We start from the raw sequence: 20,001 nt of genomic DNA, 5'->3' as shown, positions 1-20,001 counted from the left end.
GTCGCGTATCATATCCAATTTACATAAAACTGTACCAGCGCCGTCGCAAGATCGGTCCGCGAGCCTTGTTCCAGAGCCCATTTCTCGGCGTTCGCGGTCACTTCCGGCCAGTGTTCCAGCAGCATTTTCCAGCAAAGTGCCATATCGCCATCAGCGTTCCAGGCCTGCCAAAGGCCGACCAACGCGACTTTCGCAGCCGGAGACAGACCTTCGGTATACAGCTCAAGGAACGCATCGAGCTTGTCCAGGTGAATGTCTTCGTCCTGGCGATAGATATGCCACAACAGTGGCCGCCCGGCCCATTGCGCCCGCACGAACGAGTCTTCGCCGCGCACGGCGTTGAAGTCGCAGCACCACAACAGCCGGTCGTATTGCTCCTGGCGCACAAACGGCAGCACTTGCACGGTCAACCCGTCGCGCCGGTGCACATCACCTACTTCCAATGACTCGACCCCCAACCAGCCCTGCACATCTCCGAGGATCCGCCCTTCCGGCACCAGCAGATGAGTGGCGCGCCCATCGGCCGCCAGCACGTCGAGCCAACTGGCCAGCCCGGCGTTTTCATAGGCGAACAACGACATCATCCGCGCACCGTCCACCGGGAAAACCCCAAGCGCCTGCAGAAACTGCTGCCGGGCGGCGGCGTCTTGCTGGAAGGCATCGCGCTGTTCCAGCAGCCCCGCCTCACGCAATAAACCGCCGGTGCCGGGACGGAATCCGGGAAAGAAGAAGTACTTTTGCACGCCCTTGAATTTCACCGAGGGCAAACCGTGGCAGCCGACCACCCAGTCTTCGGCGCTCAGGTAATCCAGGTTCATCCACAGCGGCGTGCGGTCGCGTGCGGCCATCGCCTCCATGTAGTCAGGCGGCAATTGACAGGCGAACGCAGCGATCACCACGTCTGCCGCGTCGGCCGCCGGCCAGTCGGAGGGCCAGTAGCGCACGTCGACGCCCTCTTGCCATTGCTGGTGCACCTGCACATCAATCTCGGGGCACATGCGTTCGAACGCCCGCAGGTCATCGACCCACAAGCGCACCGCACACCCTTGTTCCGCCACCAATTGCCGGGCCAGGCGCCAGGTCACGCCGATGTCGCCGTAGTTATCGACGACGCTGCAAAAAATATCCCAGCGGGCTTTCATTCCGGGCTCCAACGCTCAAAGGCTCGATTGTCCGTATAAATGCCTCGATACAGAAGGGTTGATCGCGATTATTCTGCGCGCGGCTGTGGGACAATCGGCGCCATGCCGCACGTGCCTGCCAGGAGGCCACCATGTCTGATCGTTCGTTCTCGCTGTTCAAACTCAGTATCGCCGTGGCCTTCGGCCTGTGGCTGGGCTTTATCGCCATTGTGCTGAGCGTGTGGCTGGCCTCCCGCTACCTGCCCGAGCAAACCGTGGCGCCGGTGGCCCGAGTGGTGCAGCAACTGGGCAAGCCGGAGGTGGTTGCACCGGAGCCACCGAACCGGATGTTCGAGCAGTACCAGGAGAACCTGCGCAAGCAGGAGCAACAGCAAACCCTGGACCAGGCCCGCAACAACCCGCGTAACCTGTCCAACCCCAAATGCCAGTTCTGGCTGCAACAGGACCAGAACGCCCCCAACGACAAGAGCCGGGCCAACGTCCTGCAATTTTGCGATTGATCACGAAAGCCGCCCATGAATAAACACGCCGTTCACCAGTTGGTTTTGGACAAACTCGCGGTCGATCTCGATATCGCCCAGCGCGCCGCGCAAACCGCGTACGAAACCGCGACCCACGAAGAAAACATCGCCGAGAACAAGTACGACACCCTGGGCCTGGAGGCTTCTTACCTGGCAGCCGGCCAGGCCCGACGCGTCGAGGAGATCCGGCAGGCGCTGACGCTCTGCCAGAACATGCAACTGCGGGCCTACAATGACCAGCGCGGCATCGAAGTCGGCGCGTTACTGGGGTTGGCAGATGAAAACGATCGCCAGCAGTGGCTATTCCTGGCGCCGGACGGCGCAGGCTTGAAGGTCGATGTGGTGGGGCAACCGGTGACCGTCATCACCCCACGCTCGCCCCTGGGCAAAAGCCTGCTGGGCAAGTTCGAAGGGGATGAGGTGGAGATTCTGGTGGGGGGCGCTCGGCAACAGTTTGCTGTTACCGAGGTGAAGTAAGCCGATCAGTGAACCGGTAGTTCAACGCCGTCGAACAGCTCTTCCAGTTCCTGCTTGTTGTGGCACTGGATGGCCTTGGCCATCACTTCGCGCGTCAGGTGCGGCGCGAACTTTTCGATGAAGTCGCACATGAAACCACGCAGGAAGGTGCCACGACGGAAACCGATCTTGGTCACGCTGGACTCGAACAGCTCGCTGGCATCGAGCACCACCAGGTCGTTGTCGAGCTTGGTGTCGACCGCCATCTTGGCGACGATACCGACACCCAGGCCCAGGCGCACATAAGTCTTGATGACGTCGGCGTCAGCCGCGGTGAACACCACTTTCGGCGTCAGGCCGCGATGGCTGAAGGCTTCGTCGAGTTTCGAACGGCCGGTGAAACCGAACACGTAAGTCACGATCGGGTATTCAGCCAGGGCTTCCAGGGTCAGCTTCGGCAGCTTGGCCAATGGGTGACCTTGAGGCACTACCACACAGCGGTTCCAGCGGTAGCACGGCATCATCACCAGGTCGCCGAACAATTCCAGCGCTTCGGTGGCAATCGCGAAATCGACGGTGCCGTCGGCGGCCATCTCGGCGATCTGCATCGGCGAGCCCTGGTGCATGTGCAAGGCCACGTCCGGGTACTGCTTGATAAAGCTGCTGATCACCGGCGGCAGCGCATAACGCGCCTGGGTGTGGGTGGTGGCGATCGACAGGGTGCCCTTTTTCTCGTTGGAGAATTCCTGGGCGATCTGCTTGATGCTTTCGACCTTGCGCAGGATCTCGCCGGCGGTGGTGATGATGCGCTCACCGGCCGGGGTGACACGGGTCAGGTGCTTGCCGCTGCGTGCGAACACTTCAACGCCCAACTCATCTTCGAGCAGGCGGATCTGCTTGCTGATACCGGGTTGCGAGGTGTAAAGGCTTTGAGCAGTAGCGGAAACGTTGAGGTCGTGGTGCGCCACTTCCCAGATGTAGCGCAGTTGTTGAAGCTTCATATGTGTCCCTCAAAGCGGATAGACGCCACGGGTATCAGCGACGGTATATAACTATATTAAAGGTTAGACGGATAAATCTAGAACTTTTTATCGTTTTCTACCAATCACACGTCGTCACTGCGTCGACGCTGCAACAGCGGCACCAGGTACACCGGCACCTGGGACAGCTGCAGCACCCGTGCGGCGGTTCTCCCCAGAGGTGTTGCCACCCCGACCGCCTGGCTGTGACTACCTACGATCAACAAATCCACAGAGAGTTTCTGCGACTGGTCGAGAATCACTTCACAAGGATCACCCTGGATCACCCGCACCGAACGGATCAACTTGAGGTCCTGCTCCCCGTCCCCCAGCTCCTCGCGAAAACTGTCGAGCACCCGTTGCTCGATGGTCGCCATCACCGTCGTCAGGCCCTGGCTTTGCCATTCACTCAAGGCCTTCTCATCAAGGTAGCTCTGCAACACCGATTCGGCGAACAGCCCGATGGGCTCGACCACGTGAATCACATACAGATCAGCCTTGAACGTTCGCGCCAGCGCCAGGGCATGTTGCATCACATAGGGGGCATACAGACCGAGGTCAGTGGCGTACAGCATCGAACGAATCATAGAACCTCCTGGGCAGCCAGGATGGCGGGGATTGATTCAGCTTAGCAGCGCCTTTGGCAGTGCTCAGCCCTCGGTCTGAATTTTCAACTCGTTACTGATGCCATGGGGGACGTGACCGGTGGCCACGAACTCCCGGGCCTTCTCGCAATGCCCTTCCTGGTCATCGAAAAACACATCGGCGGCGAAGGCTTCGAGGAACGCCGACTTCTCCAGGCCACCAAGAAACAGCGACTCGTCGAGACGGATATCCCACTCGCGCAGCGTGCGAATCACCCGCTCGTGGGAAGGCGCCGAACGGGCGGTCACCAGCGCAGTGCGGATGGGGCAGGACTCGTCGGGGAACTCGCGCTGCAACAGGTTGAGTGCCGCCAGGAAGCCCTTGAATGGGCCGCCGCGCAACGGCTCGCGGGCGGATTCGCGCTCGCTGGCCTGGAAGGCTTCAAGGCCGCCCGACTGATAAACGCGCTCGGACTCGTCGGAAAACAGCACCGCGTCGCCATCGAAGGCGATCCGCAATTCAGCACTGGAGGCCCGACCTGCGCCGCCCGACAGAATCGTCGCTGCGGCAAACCCGGCATCCAGGGCGCTGCGCACATCCTCGGCATGGGTGGACAGAAACAGGTGGCAGCCAAACGCCGCCAGATAAGGATAAGGGCTGCGCCCGCCGACAAACGCCGCGCGGGAGATGTCGAGCCCGTAATGCTGGATCGAATTGAATACACGCAAGCCGGTGTCGGCACTGTTGCGCGACACCAGCACCACCTCGACCCGGGCGCGGCCGAGGCTGGCGTTGAGGCTCAGGAGTTTCTTCACCAGCGGGAAGGCATCACCGGGCTCGAGGGTTTCTTCCTCGTGGTCGATCTGGTACTTGCGGTACGCCTCGACGCCTTGGGCCAGGTAGACCTTGTGGCTCTCGCTCAGGTCGAACAGCGCTCGCGAGGAAATCGCCAGCACCAGTTTGTCGCCCAATCCCTTTGCCATGGTGTTCCCCCCAATCAGCGGTTATGCCGATCCATAAAACTCAAGGCCTGATACAGCGCCTGCATGCGTGGCAATTCACAACCCGCCGCGTTGGCCGCGGCCAAGGGGCGCGCGTAGATCGCCGCCAGTTCCAGCGGGCGCTTGTGCACGTAATCGTGATACATGCTGGGCAAGTAGTCATCCATGCTCTCGGTCATGGTGAACATCTGCCCGGCGTAACTGGCGGGAATCTCATGCCCGCAGGCGTGGGCGCCCTGCACCACTTCGGCCATCAGCGCCTGGATCAGTTCGCGGCTGGACTCATCCGCCATCATCGCCGTGGTGCCCGTGCCGAACACTACCGAGAGGCCGTTGTAAGGCACGTTCCACACCAGTTTATGCCAGCGCGCCTGGTGCACATTGGCCATGGCCTGGGAATCGATACCGGCCTGGTGAAACAGCGCGGCGCCTTCTTCGACGATGGCTTGCCGACCGCTGTCATCGTTGGCCGCGGGGCCACTGTGGTAACCCAGGTTGACCCGGCCCAGCGCCTGATGCTCGACGATCCCGGGACCGGAACGGTGCACGCCGATGTAGCACAGGCCACCCAGCAGGTGCAGCGACGGCGGCAGGTGTTCACGCAGGCTGTCCTCTACGTCGAGGCCATTTTGCAACAGGATTATCCTGGCGTCCGGGGCGGCAACCTGAGCGATGGTCGGGGCCAGTTCGACATTCCCGGTCGATTTGGTGCCCACCAGCAGCCAGTCGCACGGCGGCATGTCGGCGGCGCGGGCATAAGCCTGTACCGGGTGAAGGTGCACGGTTCCGTGGATCGTGCTGTTGAGTTGCAGGCCGCGCTCGCTGACCGCCGCGTACTCGCTGCGCAGCAGGAAATGCACATCGAAGCCGGCGCGCGCGAGCATCACACCGTAGTAGCCACCAATGGCCCCGGTGCCGATGATCCCGATCCGTGGCGACTGTTTTGTTACTTCGGTCATGGCAACTCCTCTGGTATTCGTTTGAGCGCCTGCTGCACACCTTGAGTCAGGTCGCTGGCGGTCAGACGCGTCAGTGACGCTAATATTCCATGGAATTTCCCGTTACACACCACAAACAACGCCGGCAGGTGAAAGATCTCGTAGCGCTCCACTGCCCCGCCATTGTGACCCGCATCCACCCAGCACACCCGGTCCACCGGCAAGTCCCAACCCGGCAGTTGCTGGTGCAGGAAGCGGCAACGCGAGCAGCCGTCACCGGTAAACACCACCAGGGACGTGCCGGGAAGCCCCAGTAATTGCTGGTCGATATCCAGGTCGGTAAGTTGCAGTTCTTTCACTATACTGCTGCCACCGCCGTCAACTGGACGGTGCTCGGAGTCCGTGTGCATGGGTCGTTTCTTTCCTCACCCTGATGATGTCGCTGTCGAAATAACCCAACGCCCCATTTCCGGCATTTCCCGCCAACGGCTGCACACTATCGGCCTGGGCGGCGTCGCATGCAATTGCCCGCGCGCCTGGCGCCAGGGCGCGGCCATCGAGTTGCACATCCCCTCACTGGGCCAGACGGCCCGCTATCCGGGCTATGTGGCATGGTGCCGCAAGGCCGAAAACGGCTACCGCGTCGACATTGCCTTTACCGATGAGCAGGCCTTGTTCGGTGCGCGGATGGGTGAGCAAGTGTGCCAGATCGAACGGTACTGCCGCCTCCACGAAGGCGTCGAGCCCACACCCGGGCAGAGCGAAGCGCTGGCCCGGGAATGGGTCACGCGCCATGCCGGCGAGTTCTCCCATGAGGCTTTTGTGCTGCCAGCGCTGGATTAAAGCGGACGTTGCCCATTGTCTCGCAGCCTTGTAACGCGCTAAGGTTCCGCTCCCCGCTGCACTTAAATCATGCTGTGCTCCGCCGCACGGGGATCGCTGGCGGCCGGCACCCGTGACCCTGACGAGTAACACGATGGCTGATTTACCGATCAACGACCTTAACGTCGAATCCAACGAGACCCTGATCACGCCCGATCAGCTCAAGCGCGAAATCCCCCTGAGCGACGCTGCCCTGCAGACCGTCACCAAGGGCCGCGAAGTCATCCGTGAGATTCTCGACGGCACCGACCACCGCCTGTTCGTGGTCATCGGGCCGTGCTCGATCCATGACCTCAAGGCTGCCCACGAATACGCCGAGCGCCTGAAGGTGCTGGCGGCGGAAGTGTCCGACACCTTGTACCTGGTGATGCGTGTCTATTTCGAGAAGCCGCGTACCACCGTCGGCTGGAAAGGCTTGATCAACGACCCGTACCTGGACGACTCGTTCAAGATCCAGGATGGCCTGCACATCGGTCGTCAATTGCTGCTGGATCTGGCGGAAATGGGCCTGCCGACGGCAACCGAAGCCCTGGACCCGATTTCCCCGCAGTACCTGCAAGACCTGATCAGCTGGTCGGCAATTGGTGCACGCACCACCGAATCCCAGACTCACCGCGAAATGGCTTCCGGCCTGTCCTCGGCCGTGGGTTTCAAGAACGGTACCGATGGCGGCCTGACCGTGGCGATCAACGCCCTGCAGTCGGTCTCCAGCCCGCACCGCTTCCTGGGCATCAACCAGGAAGGTGGCGTGTCCATCGTCACCACAAAGGGCAACGCCTACGGTCACGTGGTACTGCGTGGCGGCAATGGCAAGCCCAACTATGATTCGGTCAGCGTGGCCTTGTGCGAACAGGCGCTGAACAAGGCGAAGATCAAGCCGAACATCATGGTCGATTGCAGCCACGCCAACTCCAACAAGGACCCGGCCCTGCAACCGCTGGTGATGGAGAACGTGGCCAACCAGATTCTGGAAGGCAACCAGTCGATCATCGGCCTGATGGTCGAAAGCCACCTGAACTGGGGCTGCCAGGCGATTCCAAAGGACCTGGCCGACCTGCAATACGGCGTGTCGATCACCGATGCGTGCATCGACTGGTCTGCCACCGAGACCACCTTGCGCAGCATGCACGCCAAGCTCAAGGACGTGTTGCCCAAGCGCCAGCGCGGCTGAGCACAGACTGCGGACACAAAAACGCCGGGCTAAACCCGGCGTTTTTTTTGATCGTTCCCCCGCCCTGCGTGGGAATGCATCCTGGGATGCTCTGCGTACCGCCCTACTCAATGCTCAAAGCTTCGCGGCATGGCGCTGGTGGCGCTCCATGTAGCGCTCAACGTAGGAGCAGGACGGGATCACCGTATAACCTGCCTCTTCGGCGAACTTCAACGCTTCCTCGGTCAGCGCGGCAGCAATGCCACGGCCGCGCAATGCGTTGGGCACGAAGGTGCGATAGATATCCAGGGTCTGCTTCCCGAGATCCATATAGGTCAGATAGGCACGATGACCGTCCACATTGGTCTCGAACTGATGACCAGCCTGGTCATGGTGGATGGACAACGCCTCGCTCATCACTACTCCTCGCGGGTCTTGGTTTCTGACCCCTACCTTACCGATGTTTTTCCGGCGAAGGAACATCTACGCCACCCGGTGCCGGTTTCGACAACGAGAAAAGCGGCCAGTGCCTTGCACTAGCGCTCACAACCAGCACAGGGAAATAGTAGGCGCCAATCGCACAATTGCTCAAGACGCGCTCGTCTTCCGTTGCGCTGGCGGACATAGAAAGGGCCAATCGAGATTCCTTACGTCGATGGCCTGAACATTGCCGGCAGTTGAAGCTTGAGACGAACACGCGCTCTTAAAGTCACCTCAACATGCACAAAAGATACCGAATGGCGAAAAGACAATCTGAACAATAGTGTCAGGGACGATATATAAAATGACTTATGTTTACATGGCTTAACACATGCCAGCCGGCCCTTTCAGGCTGGATCCAATCCTCGGCCGAGTGCAAAAATCTGCATATTTTTTATACAGACTCTCGAAAGATTAGCCAAAATAGATTGGACGCGAGAATTTTTTTTGCTTCTTGCGCTACGTCAGTTTACTTACTACAAGTAATGGGTAGTATGTACGCCGGCTATTAGCTCACTCTGAGAAAGTAGCCATTTAATAGAAAGTCCTTGAAGGGGAACACGATGAACAACGTTCTGAAATTCTCTGCTCTGGCTCTGGCCGCAGTTCTGGCTACCGGTTGCAGCAGCGTCTCCAAAGAAACCGAAGCTCGTCTGACTGCAACTGAAGACGCAGCAGCACGCTCCCAGGCTCGTGCAGACGAAGCCTACCGTAAAGCTGATGAAGCTCTGGCTGCTGCTCAAAAAGCACAACAGACTGCTGACGAAGCTAACGAGCGCGCTCTGCGCATGCTTGAAAAAGCAAGCCGCAAGTAATAATCCTCCGGGGTTGTTATCAAGCCGATCCATTCTTGGATCGGCTTTTTTTTGCCTGTGATTTGGCTGGATTCCAGACAATAAAAAACCCGTCACCGCGCGAGGCGATAACGGGTTATGGATCGTGCAGGCTTACTGCTGCAGATCGACCGGCGTACTCGATACCATCGGCGCCCCGCCGGGTACACCGATTTCCGTCGGCAAACCGTCTTCAGCCGCAACCACGTCACGCACCTGGTCCCAGTTGACCCGCAGGTTGCTGGACAGGTCTTCACGCTTGAGCAAGGCGTTGATGACGGCGGTGTGCTTGTCGACGACCGATGGGGTGCCATCGTCGTTCAGCGGCGTATGGGCTTCCAGGTAGACCTTGCCCCCGGCCGCGCCGAACTTGTAGGCGTCGTTGATAATCCGCACCGACGTGCCCACCGGCACCATGTCGGCCATTTCCAGCACGTTGTTGTTGAACATGCGGAAGCAACCGTGGCTGGTACGGGTACCGATGCCGAACTTCATGTTGGAACCGTGGATCAGGTAGCCCGGCGTGCCGAGGGTGAACTTGAACGGCCCCAGCGGGTTGTCCGGGCCGGCCGGCACGACGTTGGGCAACGGGTCGCCATTGGCGGCGTGTTCTGCCTTGATCGAGGCTGGCGGGGTCCAGGTCGGGTTCGGGATCTTGCCCGTGATGGTGGTGTGGGCCACTGGCGAGCCCCAGCCTTCACGGCCAATCCCCAACGGGAACGTGTACACCACGTTCTGGCCCTTGGGGTAGTAGTAGAGCCGGTACTCCGCCAGGTTGATCACGATGCCTTCACGCGGGCCGGGCGGCAGGATGAAGCGCGTCGGCAACACGATCTCGGTACCCGCTCCCGGCAGCCAGGCATCCACGCCCGGGTTGGCCGCGACCATCTCCGAATAACCCAGGTCGTAGGTGGTGCCGAGGTCCGCGAAGGTATCTTCGTACTTGGCCTTGATCACCTGGACCTGGCCAACGATATCTTCACCCGGTGGCGGCAAAGGCAACTGCAAGGCTGCAGCAGGACCGGCCGCGCAGAGCGCAGCGAGAGATAGGCAGCAGGTGACGGCGGAAAGGCGCGACAACATCCGGGAATTCCTTCGCAGATCGACGGGTAGTAGAAAATGGATTGTACACGGCTGCCCGGCGGGCACCCATATTCAAAGCTCGAAGCGCAGCTCTGGCCAGATCGGCGGTGTGCCGCGTTTTTGCGACTCGAGGATCGCCCGGCACAGGGGGCACAAACGCTGGTCCTGGAAGATCGAGCGATCCACCGATGACCAGCGCGGCTGGGCAGGCAACAACGTGCCGCAGAGGGTGCGGTCGATGGACCCGCCCAACTCCAATTGACGCGTCACCAGATGCACCCGGACTTCCTGGCAGGCGAACAGATCCAGCTGTTCGTCAGGTTCGATCAGTTGGTAGGCAAACAGTGACCAGGCAGGACGCGACATCGGGGGCTCCAAATCGGGGGGGCGCCACCTTAGCCGAAAGACCGCTGCTAGAAAAGCGTCATAGCAGTGGTTTTAGCGTTGGCCAGACATTTTCCAGCAACTTGCCCTGCGCGCCAACCGCCGGGTGCAATTGGTCAGCCTGCATCAGGTCCGGATGACCACCGACGCCTTCAAGGAAAAACGGCACCAGCGGGACGCTTTTTTCCTTGGCCAGGGCCGGGTAGACATTAGCAAACGCGGTGGTGTATTTCGGCCCGTAATTAGGCGGCAACTGCATGCCCAGCAGCAGCACCTTGGCACCGCTGGCCTTGGACTGTTCAATCATCGATGCAAGATTTTGTTTCAATTGCTCGGGTGGCTGCCCACGCAGGCCGTCATTGCCGCCCAGCTCAATGATCACCAGGTCCGGCTTATGCTCTGCAAGCGCCGCCGGCAGCCGCGCCCGGCCTCCGGCACTGGTGTCGCCGCTGATAGAGGCGTTGACCACTTTATCGTCGAAACCTTCGCTCTTGAGCCGTTGTCCCAACAACGCTACCCACCCTTTGCTGGTATCCAGCCCGAAACCGGCACTGATACTATCGCCAACGATCAGGACTGTACCCGCCGCTGCGTTCTGGGCCATGCACATCAAGGCCAGGCCAGCACTCAAAAACCACATTCGCATTGGATTCTCCATGGGCGCAAGCATTCTCACCGCGCGAAACCTTAGCAAAGTGGTTCCCAGCGCGGAAGGTGAACTGACTATCCTGCACGAACTGAGCCTGGAACTGAACAAGGGCGATAGCCTGGCTATCGTCGGCGCCTCCGGTTCCGGCAAATCCACCCTCCTCGGCCTGCTGGCCGGCCTCGACCTGCCCAGCAGTGGCGAAGTCACCCTCGCCGGCCAGGCCCTGAGTACCCTCGACGAAGACCAGCGTGCACGCATCCGCGCCGAGCACGTGGGATTTGTGTTCCAGTCCTTCCAGTTGCTCGACAGCCTCAACGCGCTGGAAAACGTGATGCTGCCCCTGGAGCTGGACGGTCGCAAGGACGCCCGCGAGCGCGCCAAACACCTGCTGGAGCGTGTCGGCCTGGGCCAGCGTCTCACCCACTCGCCGCGCCAACTCTCGGGGGGTGAGCAGCAACGGGTAGCGATTGCCCGGGCGTTTGCTGCCGAACCGGACGTGCTGTTTGCCGATGAACCCACCGGCAACCTCGACAGCCATACCGGCGAGCGCATCAGCGACCTGCTGTTCGAACTCAACAAAGAGAGCGGCACGACCCTGGTGCTGGTGACCCATGACGAGCGCCTGGCCCACCGTTGCCGTCGCCTGATCCGTCTTGAAGCCGGCCTGATGGTCGCGCCCCTGGAGCCTTGATGGCACGCTTGCCCTTGTTGCGCCTGTTCAGCCTTGCCCTACGCCAGTTGCTGCGCGATGCCCGCGCCGGCGAACTGCGTGTGCTGTTCTTCGCCCTGCTGGTGGCCGTGGCCGCCAGCACCGCCATCGGTTACTTCGGTGCCCGCCTGAACGGCGCGATGATGTTGCGCGCCACCGAGTTCCTGGCGGCCGACCTGGTGCTGGAAGGCAGTTCACCCGCCCGCACCGAGCAAATCCAGAGTGGCACCGAGCTGGGCCTGCAGCACGCCAGGGTCGTGGAATTCTCCAGCGTGATTGCCACTGACGCCGGCATCCAGCTGTCCAGCATCAAGGCGGTCAACGAGGCGTATCCGTTGCGCGGCGAGCTGAAGAGCGCCGCCGAACCCTTCGCCGAAGAAACTGCCGGAGGTGGCCCCAAACCCGGTGAAGCCTGGGTGGAAGCACGGCTGTTGACGGCACTGAACCTGAAAATCGGCGACAGCATCGACGTCGGCATGAAGACCCTGCGCCTTTCCCGCGTGCTGACCTATGAGCCGGATCGCGCCGGCAACTTCTATAGCCTGACGCCCAGGGTGATGATCAACCTGGCCGACCTTGACGCCACCGGCGTGGTGCAGCCCGGCAGTCGCGTGAGTTATCGCGACCTGTGGCGAGCGCCACAGGGCGGCACCGTGCTGCAAACCTATCGCGACCTGGTCAAGCCCGGCCTGGCTGCCAACCAGCGGCTGCAGGATGCGCGCGACGGCAACCAGCAGATCGGCGGCGCGCTGGGCAAGGCCGAACGTTACTTGAACATGGCCAGCCTGGTGGCGGTGCTGCTCTCCGGCGTGGCCGTGGCGCTCTCGGCCAATCGCTTCGCCAGCCGACGCTTTGATGCCAGCGCCTTGCTGCGCTGCCTCGGGTTGTCGCGACGCGAAACCATGTTGCTGTTCAGCCTGCAATTGGCCGTGCTGGGGTTGCTGGCCAGCCTGACCGGCGCCCTGCTCGGCTGGCTGGCGCAATTGGGCCTGTTTGCGCTGTTGCATGACCTGCTGCCGGCGGACGTTCCACCCGGCGGGCTGCTGCCGGCCGTTGCCGGGATTGGCACCGGGCTGGTAGCCCTCGCCGGTTTCGCCCTGCCGCCGCTGGCCGCCCTGGGGCGGGTGCCGCCACTGCGGGTATTGCGCCGCGACTTGCTGCCAATCCCTTCCAGCACCTGGATGGTCTACGGCGCCGCACTCTTCGCCCTGGGCCTGATCATGTGGCGCTTGAGCCTCGACCTGGTGCTGACCTTCGCCCTGCTGGGCGGCGGCGTGATTGCCGCGCTGGTTCTCGGCGGCCTGCTGCTCCTGTTGCTGCAAAGCCTGCGACGCCTGCTGGCCCGGGCCTCCTTGCCCTGGCGCCTGGGGCTGGGCCAGTTGCTGCGTCATCCCCTGGCGGCCGCGGGGCAGTCACTGGCGTTCGGGCTGATCCTGTTATCCATGGGCTTGATCGCGTTGTTGCGCGGCGAATTGCTGGACACCTGGCAGAACCAGTTGCCCAAGGACGCCCCCAACTATTTTGCCTTGAACATCCTGCCCGCCGACAAAGACACCTTCGGCGCACGCCTGCTGGAATTACAGGCGCAATCGGCTCCGTTGTATCCGGTGGTACCGGGACGACTGATCAGCATCAATGGCGCGCCAGTGCAGGAGATTGTCAGCAAGGACTCCAGCGGCGATCGTGCAGTACAGCGAGACTTGAGCCTGACCTGGGCCGCCGACCTGCCACCGGGCAACAAGCTGACGGCGGGCTCCTGGTGGACGGCGCAACCGACCGACGAGATTCCAGGCGTCTCGGTGGAGGCCAAGGTCGCCGACAGCCTGAAACTCAAGCTCAACGATCACCTGGTGTTTACCGTCGGCGGGGAAAACCGTGAAGCGCGGGTCACCAGCCTGCGGGAAATCAACTGGGACAACTTCCAGCCCAACTTCTTCATGATCTTCCAGCCCGGCACCCTGAAGGACCTGCCGGCCACCTACCTGACCAGCTTCTACCTCGCACCCGGCCATGACCAACAGATCGTCGACCTGTCCCGGGCCTTCCCGGCGGTGACCATCCTGCAGGTGGAGGCATTGCTGGAACAACTGCGCAGCATCCTGGCCCAGGTCACCCTGGCGGTGGAGTACGTGCTGTTGTTTGTCCTGGCGGCGGGGATGGCCGTGTTGTTCTCCGGGCTCCAGGCAACCCTCGATGAGCGGATTCGCCAGGGCGCCCTGCTGCGGGCGCTGGGGGCTGAGCGCAAGTTGCTGGTCAAGGCCCGGCGTATCGAGTTCGGGTTGTTGGGCGCAGTCAGCGGGCTGTTGGCAGCGCTGGGCACTGAACTGGTGACACTGGTGCTGTACCGCTACGCGTTCGACCTGACCTGGCACCCGCATCCGTGGCTATTGCTGCTGCCGGCGATCGGCGCCGTGCTGATCGGCGGTGCCGGCGTGTTCGGCACCCGCCGCGCACTGAATGCCAGCCCGTTGACGGTGCTGCGCGAGGGCTGAAAACGCAAATGGCCCGCACGCGTTCATGCGTACGGGCCATCCGTTGTCACTTCACATATTCGATAGCGGTGATCCACCAGCACACTTCGCCACTGGGGGTCTGCACGAGCGCCTCGTCATCCACTTCCTTGCGCAACAGTGCCCGGGCCATGGGTGAGTCGATGGAGATGTAGTCCATACGCTCATAGATCTCGTCGTACCCCACGATGCGAAACCGCTTGGTCTCGCCCTGTTCGTTTTCAATCTCCACCCAGGCGCCGAAAAACACCTTCCCTTCCTGCTCGGGCATGTACTCGACCACGCGCATGTCTTCCAGGCGCTTGCGTAAATAACGCACCCGACGATCAATTTCCCGCAGCAGCTTCTTGTTGTACTGGTAGTCGGCGTTTTCGCTCCTGTCCCCCAGGGAGGCCGCCCACGTCACTTTGCGGGTGGTATCAGGGCGCTTTTCTCGCCACAGGTAATCAAGCTCCTTTTTCAGGGCCTCATGACCTTCTTTGGTAATCAGCTTGGTGCTCAAAAGCTCTACATCCCCTGGAAGTTTGCATTTTTCAGACCCGCTGCCGCATCAGGCACAACGCATTTAACGCCCGATGTCGGCTGTGGGGGTCGATGATAAATGAACTCGGGAAAGTAGCCAGACCCACCGGCGGATTCCGGCAACGACGCGTATCAGTCAGCCTCCGTCTGGGTCGGGCCGCATTCAGGCTGGCCGCGCCCGTTCTCGCCAAGCCATGCAAGTGACTCATCCAGGGATTGAAGCGTAACCCTCAGGTTGTCCCGCAGGACAGGCAACTGGAACAGCGCAGCCGTCAGCTGTTGCTCCTTGAGGCGCACCGCAAGGTCACGGTCATGCAACTGGGCTTCCTGGCTCTCCAGGTAGCGCGCACGCTCGTCCATTCGACGCTGCTCTGTCTGGTTCAGCGCCGAGCTGCCAGCCAGATGCTCTTCCCGGAGGGCCAGCGTGCGGGCCAACTGTTCCAGGGACGTTTCCTTTTCGGCAATCCTGTCGGCACTCCGCTGACTCTCCTGCTCAAGGTCAGCCTTTTCCTGGCGCAGTTCGAGACGCAACTGATCAAGCGCTTCTTCCTGCTTGAGCACGCTGAGCTTTTGCTGCGTCAGCTCCTGTGACAATCGGGAAAGATTGGCCAGCGTATCGTCCACTTCAAACAACGAGGATGACTCATTCCGGGCAGGCATGGGCGGCGGCGCCTGGGGGACCGGTTCAGGTTGTTGGACTATGGGCGCCGGCACTGGCGCAGCGACAGCAGGCGCCTCGATCGGTGCCTGTAGTGGCGCCTCAACGAGCGGCTCGGATATCTCGAGCTCAGCCTCGGGCGCCTGCGCCACCGGCTCGGGCAATGACCGCGCAGGCTCTGAAGGATCGGGGGACCTGGGAGCAGACACCATTCTTGAGGAGAAACGAATCGACGGCACGATCAACGTATTGCTTTCAATGGCGGGCAAACCGGGCGCCGACGTTCCCAGGGTAATCACCTTCATCACCAGGGATTTCTTGATCGTCAACGAGTGATGATCTTCAGGCCTGGCCGGGGGCAATTTGCAGCCTTTCAAATCAACAAAATGAAAGGGAATCTGAGTTTCGCCGCTGCTTGCAGATTTTGCCCCGGGAGCAGCCGCGAGCGTCAAGATTTGCTTGAAGACATGGGTCGCTATTTGCAGGTCTTCCTTGGAGTCTATCGCCCCCAGAAAGTAACGTTCGGACTTTTTGCGCAACGCTGCGATGTACACCCGTGAACTACCGGGCTCTGTTTCTTCATCCAGACTGTAGGCAAGAAAGTTTGAAGAGATCTGCGCCACCGCAAAACCACAAAGCAGTGCACCATTGACCGGTGCATCATGCCCGGACTGTTCAAGAACAAGGGTACGTAGAAGCAGCATGACATCAGGCTCCATTTCAAATTGGCATAAACTTTAAATAAACACCAAATAAACAACGACTGTAATTAAATCATCAAAAGCAAAACAATTGTTTCAGCGAGTCATAGTCTGGCATGTAGGACTTATCTTATTCAGCCCCCTCAGCATTTCCAAGAGCGTTTATTGAACGTACCATTTTTTAACAGTGCGACGTCGGAAAAGCTTCAACATAAAAAGATTTCAAGCATTGAATTTCGAACATTCACAACCTGCTGTTCACCCAGGTTAATCCAGCCTTGCCATATCCATTCAGTAGAAAAGCATAATGATCGAGATAACGAGCCTGACAAAAACCATGGGCGGAAAAAACATTATTCATGACTTCTCATTCAACGCCCAACCCCAGGAATGCCTCGGGCTGTTTGGAAATGATGGTGCGGGAAAAACAACTATTATCAAAATGATCTCAGGCTCGACTACACCCTCTTCAGGTCATATAAAAATATTCGGTAACGATATCGCCCTGAACGCATTCCAGGCAAAGAAAGTCACCGGCTACCAGCCAGAGCGACTCTTGAGCCATGGTGCAATGAGTGTAAAGGCCTTTCTCGGTTTCATTGCCGAAATACGCGGATTCCGCGGCGCGGAAAAACGCAAGATGATTGACCGGGCAGTTGCACGGCTTGAGTTGTGGCGGATACTCAAAAGCCCGGTGGAAACCCTCACGGACGGGTTGAAACGCAAGGTAGCCATCGCCCAGGCAATCCTGCATGACCCCGGCCTGCTGTTGCTCGACGAGCCAACAGAAGGTCTGAGTGCCGACCAGAAACACAAAGTCAGAATGCTCATCAAGTCGCTCAGCGACGAGATGACGATCATTGTCGCGTCCCGTGCGCCGGAAGAACTGACCGGGATTTGTACCCGCGCACTGGTGATAGCCGACGGCCGATTGGTGGCAGACGCTTCGGTGCCCGAACTGCAGCGCAGCTCCCGTCATCACCAGGCGGTCACCCTTGCAGCCGACACACCGCTGGACCTGTTGGCCCTGGCGGTATTGCCCGGGGTCGCCGGCATCGAGGAAGACCGCGAGACTCCCGGCACAGTGACCGTACTCGCCCTGCCGGGGCAAATCATCTACCCCCACATCAATGCACTGGTCACCCAGCGCCGCTGGAAGCTCAATGCCCTGAACCTGGAAGCCGGGCGCCTGGATGACGTTGTGCACCATATGAGCCAGGAGGCATCGATTTGAAACTTCTCCCGGTCATATTCAAGCGTCAACTGGTCAGTTATCTTTCGGCACCCCTCACTTACCTGAGCACTGCGGTTTTCCTGACCGCCGCTGCTGTATTTGGCTTCCATGCAACCCGGTTACTGGAAGTCGGCAGTGCCGACTTGCAGGGCTTCTTCCAGTTGCACCCCTGGCTCTACTTACTGTTGACACCTGTTCTATGCACTCGGCTTTGGGCCGACGAGCCCACCACCGGTTCCATGGAGTTGCTGAAAACCCTGCCCGTCACACGTTTCGAGATAGTGGTCGGAAAGTTTCTGGCGGCCTGGATTGTTTCTGGCGTGGCCCTGCTGTTGACCTTCCCGATAGTTATCACCGTCAACTATTTTGGCAATCCGGACAATACAGTCATTGCGTCACAATACCTGGGAAGTTGGGTATTGGCCGGATGTTATCTATCCGTGGGCTGTTTTATCTGCGCACTGACACACCATCGCGCGATTATATTCACCGTAACCCTGTGCTTGCTGCTGACCGCCAGTGGCCTGTCATCCATTCTTGATGCAATTGAACATCAAGTTCCGGTATGGCTGATTGACCGCCTTCTTTCCCTGAGCCCGTCTGCGCGTTTTGCCGCCATTGACCAAGGGGTACTGGCTCTTCAAGACAGTTTGTACTTCATCAGTATGATCATCGCCTTTCTTGGCGCGACGGTCATTGTCCTGAATGTAAGAAACGGTTGAGAAGGACACATCACGATGAAAACGCGACTAAGTGCCAGCCTCACAATTATCACGCTGCTGTTACTGTTTCTCGCTTTTAACCTGGTCTGGGCACTGAAACTTCCAAATCCACGGCTGGATTTTTCGGAACAGAACATCCATACACTTTCCGATCCTGTACAGACTATGCTCGGTTCACTGGAAAGACCGGTGGATCTGTACTTCTTCAATTCAAGCAACCGTGCACACAAAGCCAACGCCGTTGAAAGCTACGCTAAACGGGTAGAGCTGTTGCTCAAGGAATATGAAAAAGCGGCAAAGGGCAAAATCAACCTGCACCTCATCGACCCCACCCCTTTTTCTGAAGATGAATACAAAGCCAGGTTACTGGGACTTGACGAACAACACGGATTCTTCGGCCTGGTGGGTACCAGCGCGGGCCATGCGCCCCATAGCATCCCGTCATTCAGCCCGGACCGGGAGTCACTGCTGGAGTATGAAATCAGCCATTTGATTCATAAGGTGATCCACCCCGAGCAACCCATTGTGGGCGTGATCTCCCGGCTGCCAATAAACGGTGAGCGAGATGAACGCAACGGCGTTAATACGCCTCCCTGGCAGGTGTTGCAGGAGATCCGTCGCCAGTTCAACGTGGTGAGCCTGGAGCCGGGTATCGCGCAAATTCCTGAACACGTCAAAACCCTGATGGTGGTTCATCCCGGCAACCTGCCTGACCAAACCCTTTACGCAATAGACCAGTTTGTATTGGGCGCAGGCAAGTTGATGATGTTTATCGACCCGCTTGTCGGGCTGGACACCAGCGTCACGGCCCCGGAAAACCCCAGGCTGGAGGCATTGCTGTCCGCCTGGGGCATCCAGATGCCCGCGAACAAGGTGATTGCCGATCGCGACTATGCCACTTCGGTGATCCTGACCACGGGCCAGCCGCCTGTGCGCCATCCCGCGGCACTGACCTTGCCCCGCCAGGCGATGGCACAGGATGACATCAGCGCCTGGAAACTTCACAACGTCAACGTCTTGAGCAGCGGCGCCCTGGCCCCTGCCAAGAGAAGCCGCATGACCTTCACCCCGTTGCTGCAAAGCTCCGCGCACGCCGCGCTGTTTGAGGCAGAGCGCTTCGCCCTGCCAGCGCAGCTCAATTCACTGATCAATGAAACAGCCACTCGCGCTCAACAACAGGTGATCGCCGCCCGCGTCGAAGGGCCCGCCTATTCCGCCTTTCCTGACGGCATCAGTGGGCGTAACACCGGCTTGCAAAAGGCTGCGAACATCCATGTGGTCGTGGTCGCCGACACTGACCTGCTCAGCGATCGTGTGTCTGGAATGCTCCAGAAGCATCGCGCGGCGGGTAGCCCGTTGTCAGATAACGCGATGTTTGTATTGAACACCCTGGACAACCTGGCGGCGCCCGATGCACTGATGAACATTCGCCCCCGCGCAGGCGGTGCTCGATCACTGCAGGTGCTGCAGGCAATGCGCGAAGACGCGGCACTGGCCTACGGTGAGAAGTCCGCCGAACTGGCGCAACGCCTGGAACAAACGGAAAAGGAATGGCAACTGCTCAACCCCCCGACAATTTCCCCGGGCCCTCAGGCTGCAACCTCCAACACACTGCTGCAAGCGCTCAACAAGGAGCGGTTGCGAATCCCCATGGAAATTCACGCGCTGAAGGTCCAGTCATACGCCGAGGTTCACGCCCTGGAACGCAAAGTGAAGCTGCTCAATATCGTGCCTGTACCGCTGATACTGTGCCTGATTGCGGGAGGCATTTTCCTGTTGCGTCGCCGTCGCCGGCACCTGCCTTCAGCAGCGTTCTACTGAG

The 20,001-nt window shown here is 60.0% G+C and carries 22 protein-coding genes; 10 read left to right on the top strand and 12 right to left on the bottom strand.

What is annotated here, in order from left to right:
• Window positions 1-8: 8 nt before the first annotated feature.
• On the bottom strand, window positions 9-1,142 hold the full coding sequence (earP, locus tag HX814_RS06530) for an elongation factor P maturation arginine rhamnosyltransferase EarP (protein ID WP_177008073.1): 1,134 nt from the start codon (window positions 1,140-1,142) through the stop codon (window positions 9-11).
• A gap of 131 nt (window positions 1,143-1,273) precedes the next feature.
• Between earP and HX814_RS06525 the strand changes: the two genes are divergently transcribed.
• Both HX814_RS06525 and HX814_RS06520 read left to right on the top strand, forming a co-directional pair.
• Complete coding sequence (locus HX814_RS06525; RefSeq protein ID WP_003218702.1) at window positions 1,274-1,642, top strand: hypothetical protein; 369 nt, start codon at window positions 1,274-1,276, stop codon at window positions 1,640-1,642.
• A 15-nt stretch (window positions 1,643-1,657) separates the two neighbouring features.
• A complete protein-coding gene (locus HX814_RS06520) occupies window positions 1,658-2,140 on the top strand; it encodes a GreA/GreB family elongation factor (protein WP_177008074.1) in 483 nt (160 codons plus the stop codon).
• A 5-nt stretch (window positions 2,141-2,145) separates the two neighbouring features.
• Here the strand turns inward: HX814_RS06520 and cysB are convergent, their stop codons facing one another.
• The 5 genes from cysB to HX814_RS06495 all read right to left on the bottom strand — a co-directional run bounded on the left by cysB (window position 2,146) and on the right by HX814_RS06495 (window position 6,072).
• Entirely contained in the window at window positions 2,146-3,120 is a 975-nt protein-coding gene (gene cysB / locus HX814_RS06515; RefSeq protein ID WP_003218707.1) for an HTH-type transcriptional regulator CysB, read from the bottom strand.
• A gap of 104 nt (window positions 3,121-3,224) precedes the next feature.
• Window positions 3,225-3,725, bottom strand: coding sequence for a universal stress protein (locus HX814_RS06510; RefSeq protein WP_003218709.1), 501 nt, complete (start codon window positions 3,723-3,725; stop codon window positions 3,225-3,227).
• A 63-nt stretch (window positions 3,726-3,788) separates the two neighbouring features.
• The gene (locus HX814_RS06505; protein ID WP_003218711.1) at window positions 3,789-4,706 is read right to left on the bottom strand and encodes a 5'-nucleotidase; all 918 of its coding nucleotides are present in this window, start codon (window positions 4,704-4,706) and stop codon (window positions 3,789-3,791) included.
• Between the two features lie 14 nt (window positions 4,707-4,720).
• Window positions 4,721-5,683 carry a putative 2-dehydropantoate 2-reductase gene (locus HX814_RS06500; protein ID WP_003218713.1) on the bottom strand — a complete coding sequence of 321 codons (963 nt, stop codon included), beginning with the start codon at window positions 5,681-5,683 and terminating at the stop codon, window positions 4,721-4,723.
• Window positions 5,680-6,072: a thioredoxin gene (locus HX814_RS06495; protein ID WP_102605075.1), complete on the bottom strand. Its 393-nt coding sequence runs from the start codon at window positions 6,070-6,072 to the stop codon at window positions 5,680-5,682. The genes HX814_RS06500 and HX814_RS06495 overlap by 4 nt, the downstream gene beginning before the upstream one ends.
• Here HX814_RS06495 and HX814_RS06490 point away from each other — a divergent pair.
• Both HX814_RS06490 and HX814_RS06485 read left to right on the top strand, forming a co-directional pair.
• A complete protein-coding gene (locus tag HX814_RS06490; protein ID WP_003218717.1) occupies window positions 6,071-6,505 on the top strand; it encodes a PilZ domain-containing protein in 435 nt (144 codons plus the stop codon). The genes HX814_RS06495 and HX814_RS06490 overlap by 2 nt on opposite strands.
• Before the next feature lie 133 nt (window positions 6,506-6,638).
• Window positions 6,639-7,715: a 3-deoxy-7-phosphoheptulonate synthase gene (locus HX814_RS06485; protein ID WP_003218719.1), complete on the top strand. Its 1,077-nt coding sequence runs from the start codon at window positions 6,639-6,641 to the stop codon at window positions 7,713-7,715.
• A gap of 114 nt (window positions 7,716-7,829) precedes the next feature.
• Here the strand turns inward: HX814_RS06485 and HX814_RS06480 are convergent, their stop codons facing one another.
• The gene (locus tag HX814_RS06480; protein WP_003189869.1) at window positions 7,830-8,111 is read right to left on the bottom strand and encodes a GNAT family N-acetyltransferase; all 282 of its coding nucleotides are present in this window, start codon (window positions 8,109-8,111) and stop codon (window positions 7,830-7,832) included.
• Between the two features lie 626 nt (window positions 8,112-8,737).
• Here HX814_RS06480 and oprI point away from each other — a divergent pair.
• Complete coding sequence (gene oprI / locus HX814_RS06475; protein WP_003172710.1) at window positions 8,738-8,989, top strand: outer membrane lipoprotei OprI; 252 nt, start codon at window positions 8,738-8,740, stop codon at window positions 8,987-8,989.
• A gap of 132 nt (window positions 8,990-9,121) precedes the next feature.
• Here the strand turns inward: oprI and HX814_RS06470 are convergent, their stop codons facing one another.
• The 3 genes from HX814_RS06470 to HX814_RS06460 form a co-directional block, all read right to left on the bottom strand.
• A complete protein-coding gene (locus tag HX814_RS06470; RefSeq protein WP_008437756.1) occupies window positions 9,122-10,090 on the bottom strand; it encodes a L,D-transpeptidase family protein in 969 nt (322 codons plus the stop codon).
• A 72-nt stretch (window positions 10,091-10,162) separates the two neighbouring features.
• Complete coding sequence (locus tag HX814_RS06465; protein ID WP_003218723.1) at window positions 10,163-10,456, bottom strand: hypothetical protein; 294 nt, start codon at window positions 10,454-10,456, stop codon at window positions 10,163-10,165.
• Between the two features lie 58 nt (window positions 10,457-10,514).
• Window positions 10,515-11,120: an arylesterase gene (locus tag HX814_RS06460; RefSeq protein WP_003218725.1), complete on the bottom strand. Its 606-nt coding sequence runs from the start codon at window positions 11,118-11,120 to the stop codon at window positions 10,515-10,517.
• Between the two features lie 10 nt (window positions 11,121-11,130).
• Between HX814_RS06460 and HX814_RS06455 the strand changes: the two genes are divergently transcribed.
• Together HX814_RS06455 and HX814_RS06450 are read left to right on the top strand one after the other, a co-directional pair.
• Window positions 11,131-11,814: an ABC transporter ATP-binding protein gene (locus tag HX814_RS06455; protein ID WP_003218726.1), complete on the top strand. Its 684-nt coding sequence runs from the start codon at window positions 11,131-11,133 to the stop codon at window positions 11,812-11,814.
• Window positions 11,814-14,324, top strand: a complete 2,511-nt coding sequence (locus tag HX814_RS06450; RefSeq protein WP_177008075.1) for an ABC transporter permease — start codon at window positions 11,814-11,816, stop codon at window positions 14,322-14,324. Before HX814_RS06455 ends, HX814_RS06450 begins: the two co-directional genes overlap by 1 nt.
• 46 nt (window positions 14,325-14,370) lie before the next feature.
• Here the strand turns inward: HX814_RS06450 and greB are convergent, their stop codons facing one another.
• Both greB and HX814_RS06440 read right to left on the bottom strand, forming a co-directional pair.
• Window positions 14,371-14,844: a transcription elongation factor GreB gene (gene greB, locus HX814_RS06445; protein WP_008437752.1), complete on the bottom strand. Its 474-nt coding sequence runs from the start codon at window positions 14,842-14,844 to the stop codon at window positions 14,371-14,373.
• 152 nt (window positions 14,845-14,996) lie between these two features.
• The gene (locus HX814_RS06440; protein ID WP_177008076.1) at window positions 14,997-16,226 is read right to left on the bottom strand and encodes a hypothetical protein; all 1,230 of its coding nucleotides are present in this window, start codon (window positions 16,224-16,226) and stop codon (window positions 14,997-14,999) included.
• A 304-nt stretch (window positions 16,227-16,530) separates the two neighbouring features.
• Between HX814_RS06440 and HX814_RS06435 the strand changes: the two genes are divergently transcribed.
• From HX814_RS06435 to HX814_RS06425, 3 genes are read left to right on the top strand one after another with little or no spacing between them, the layout of a single operon-like run.
• Entirely contained in the window at window positions 16,531-17,457 is a 927-nt protein-coding gene (locus HX814_RS06435; RefSeq protein WP_177008077.1) for an ABC transporter ATP-binding protein, read from the top strand.
• Window positions 17,454-18,179, top strand: coding sequence for an ABC transporter permease (locus HX814_RS06430; protein WP_008437749.1), 726 nt, complete (start codon window positions 17,454-17,456; stop codon window positions 18,177-18,179). Before HX814_RS06435 ends, HX814_RS06430 begins: the two co-directional genes overlap by 4 nt.
• Before the next feature lie 15 nt (window positions 18,180-18,194).
• The gene (locus HX814_RS06425) at window positions 18,195-20,000 is read left to right on the top strand and encodes a Gldg family protein (protein WP_177008078.1); all 1,806 of its coding nucleotides are present in this window, start codon (window positions 18,195-18,197) and stop codon (window positions 19,998-20,000) included.
• Window position 20,001 lies beyond the last annotated feature (1 nt).

It is taken from the genome of Pseudomonas sp. C8002, assembly GCF_013385765.1.
Taxonomy (GTDB): domain Bacteria; phylum Pseudomonadota; class Gammaproteobacteria; order Pseudomonadales; family Pseudomonadaceae; genus Aquipseudomonas.
Note: the sequence above shows the minus strand (reverse complement) of the source record. Positions and strands in the feature narration are given on the sequence as shown.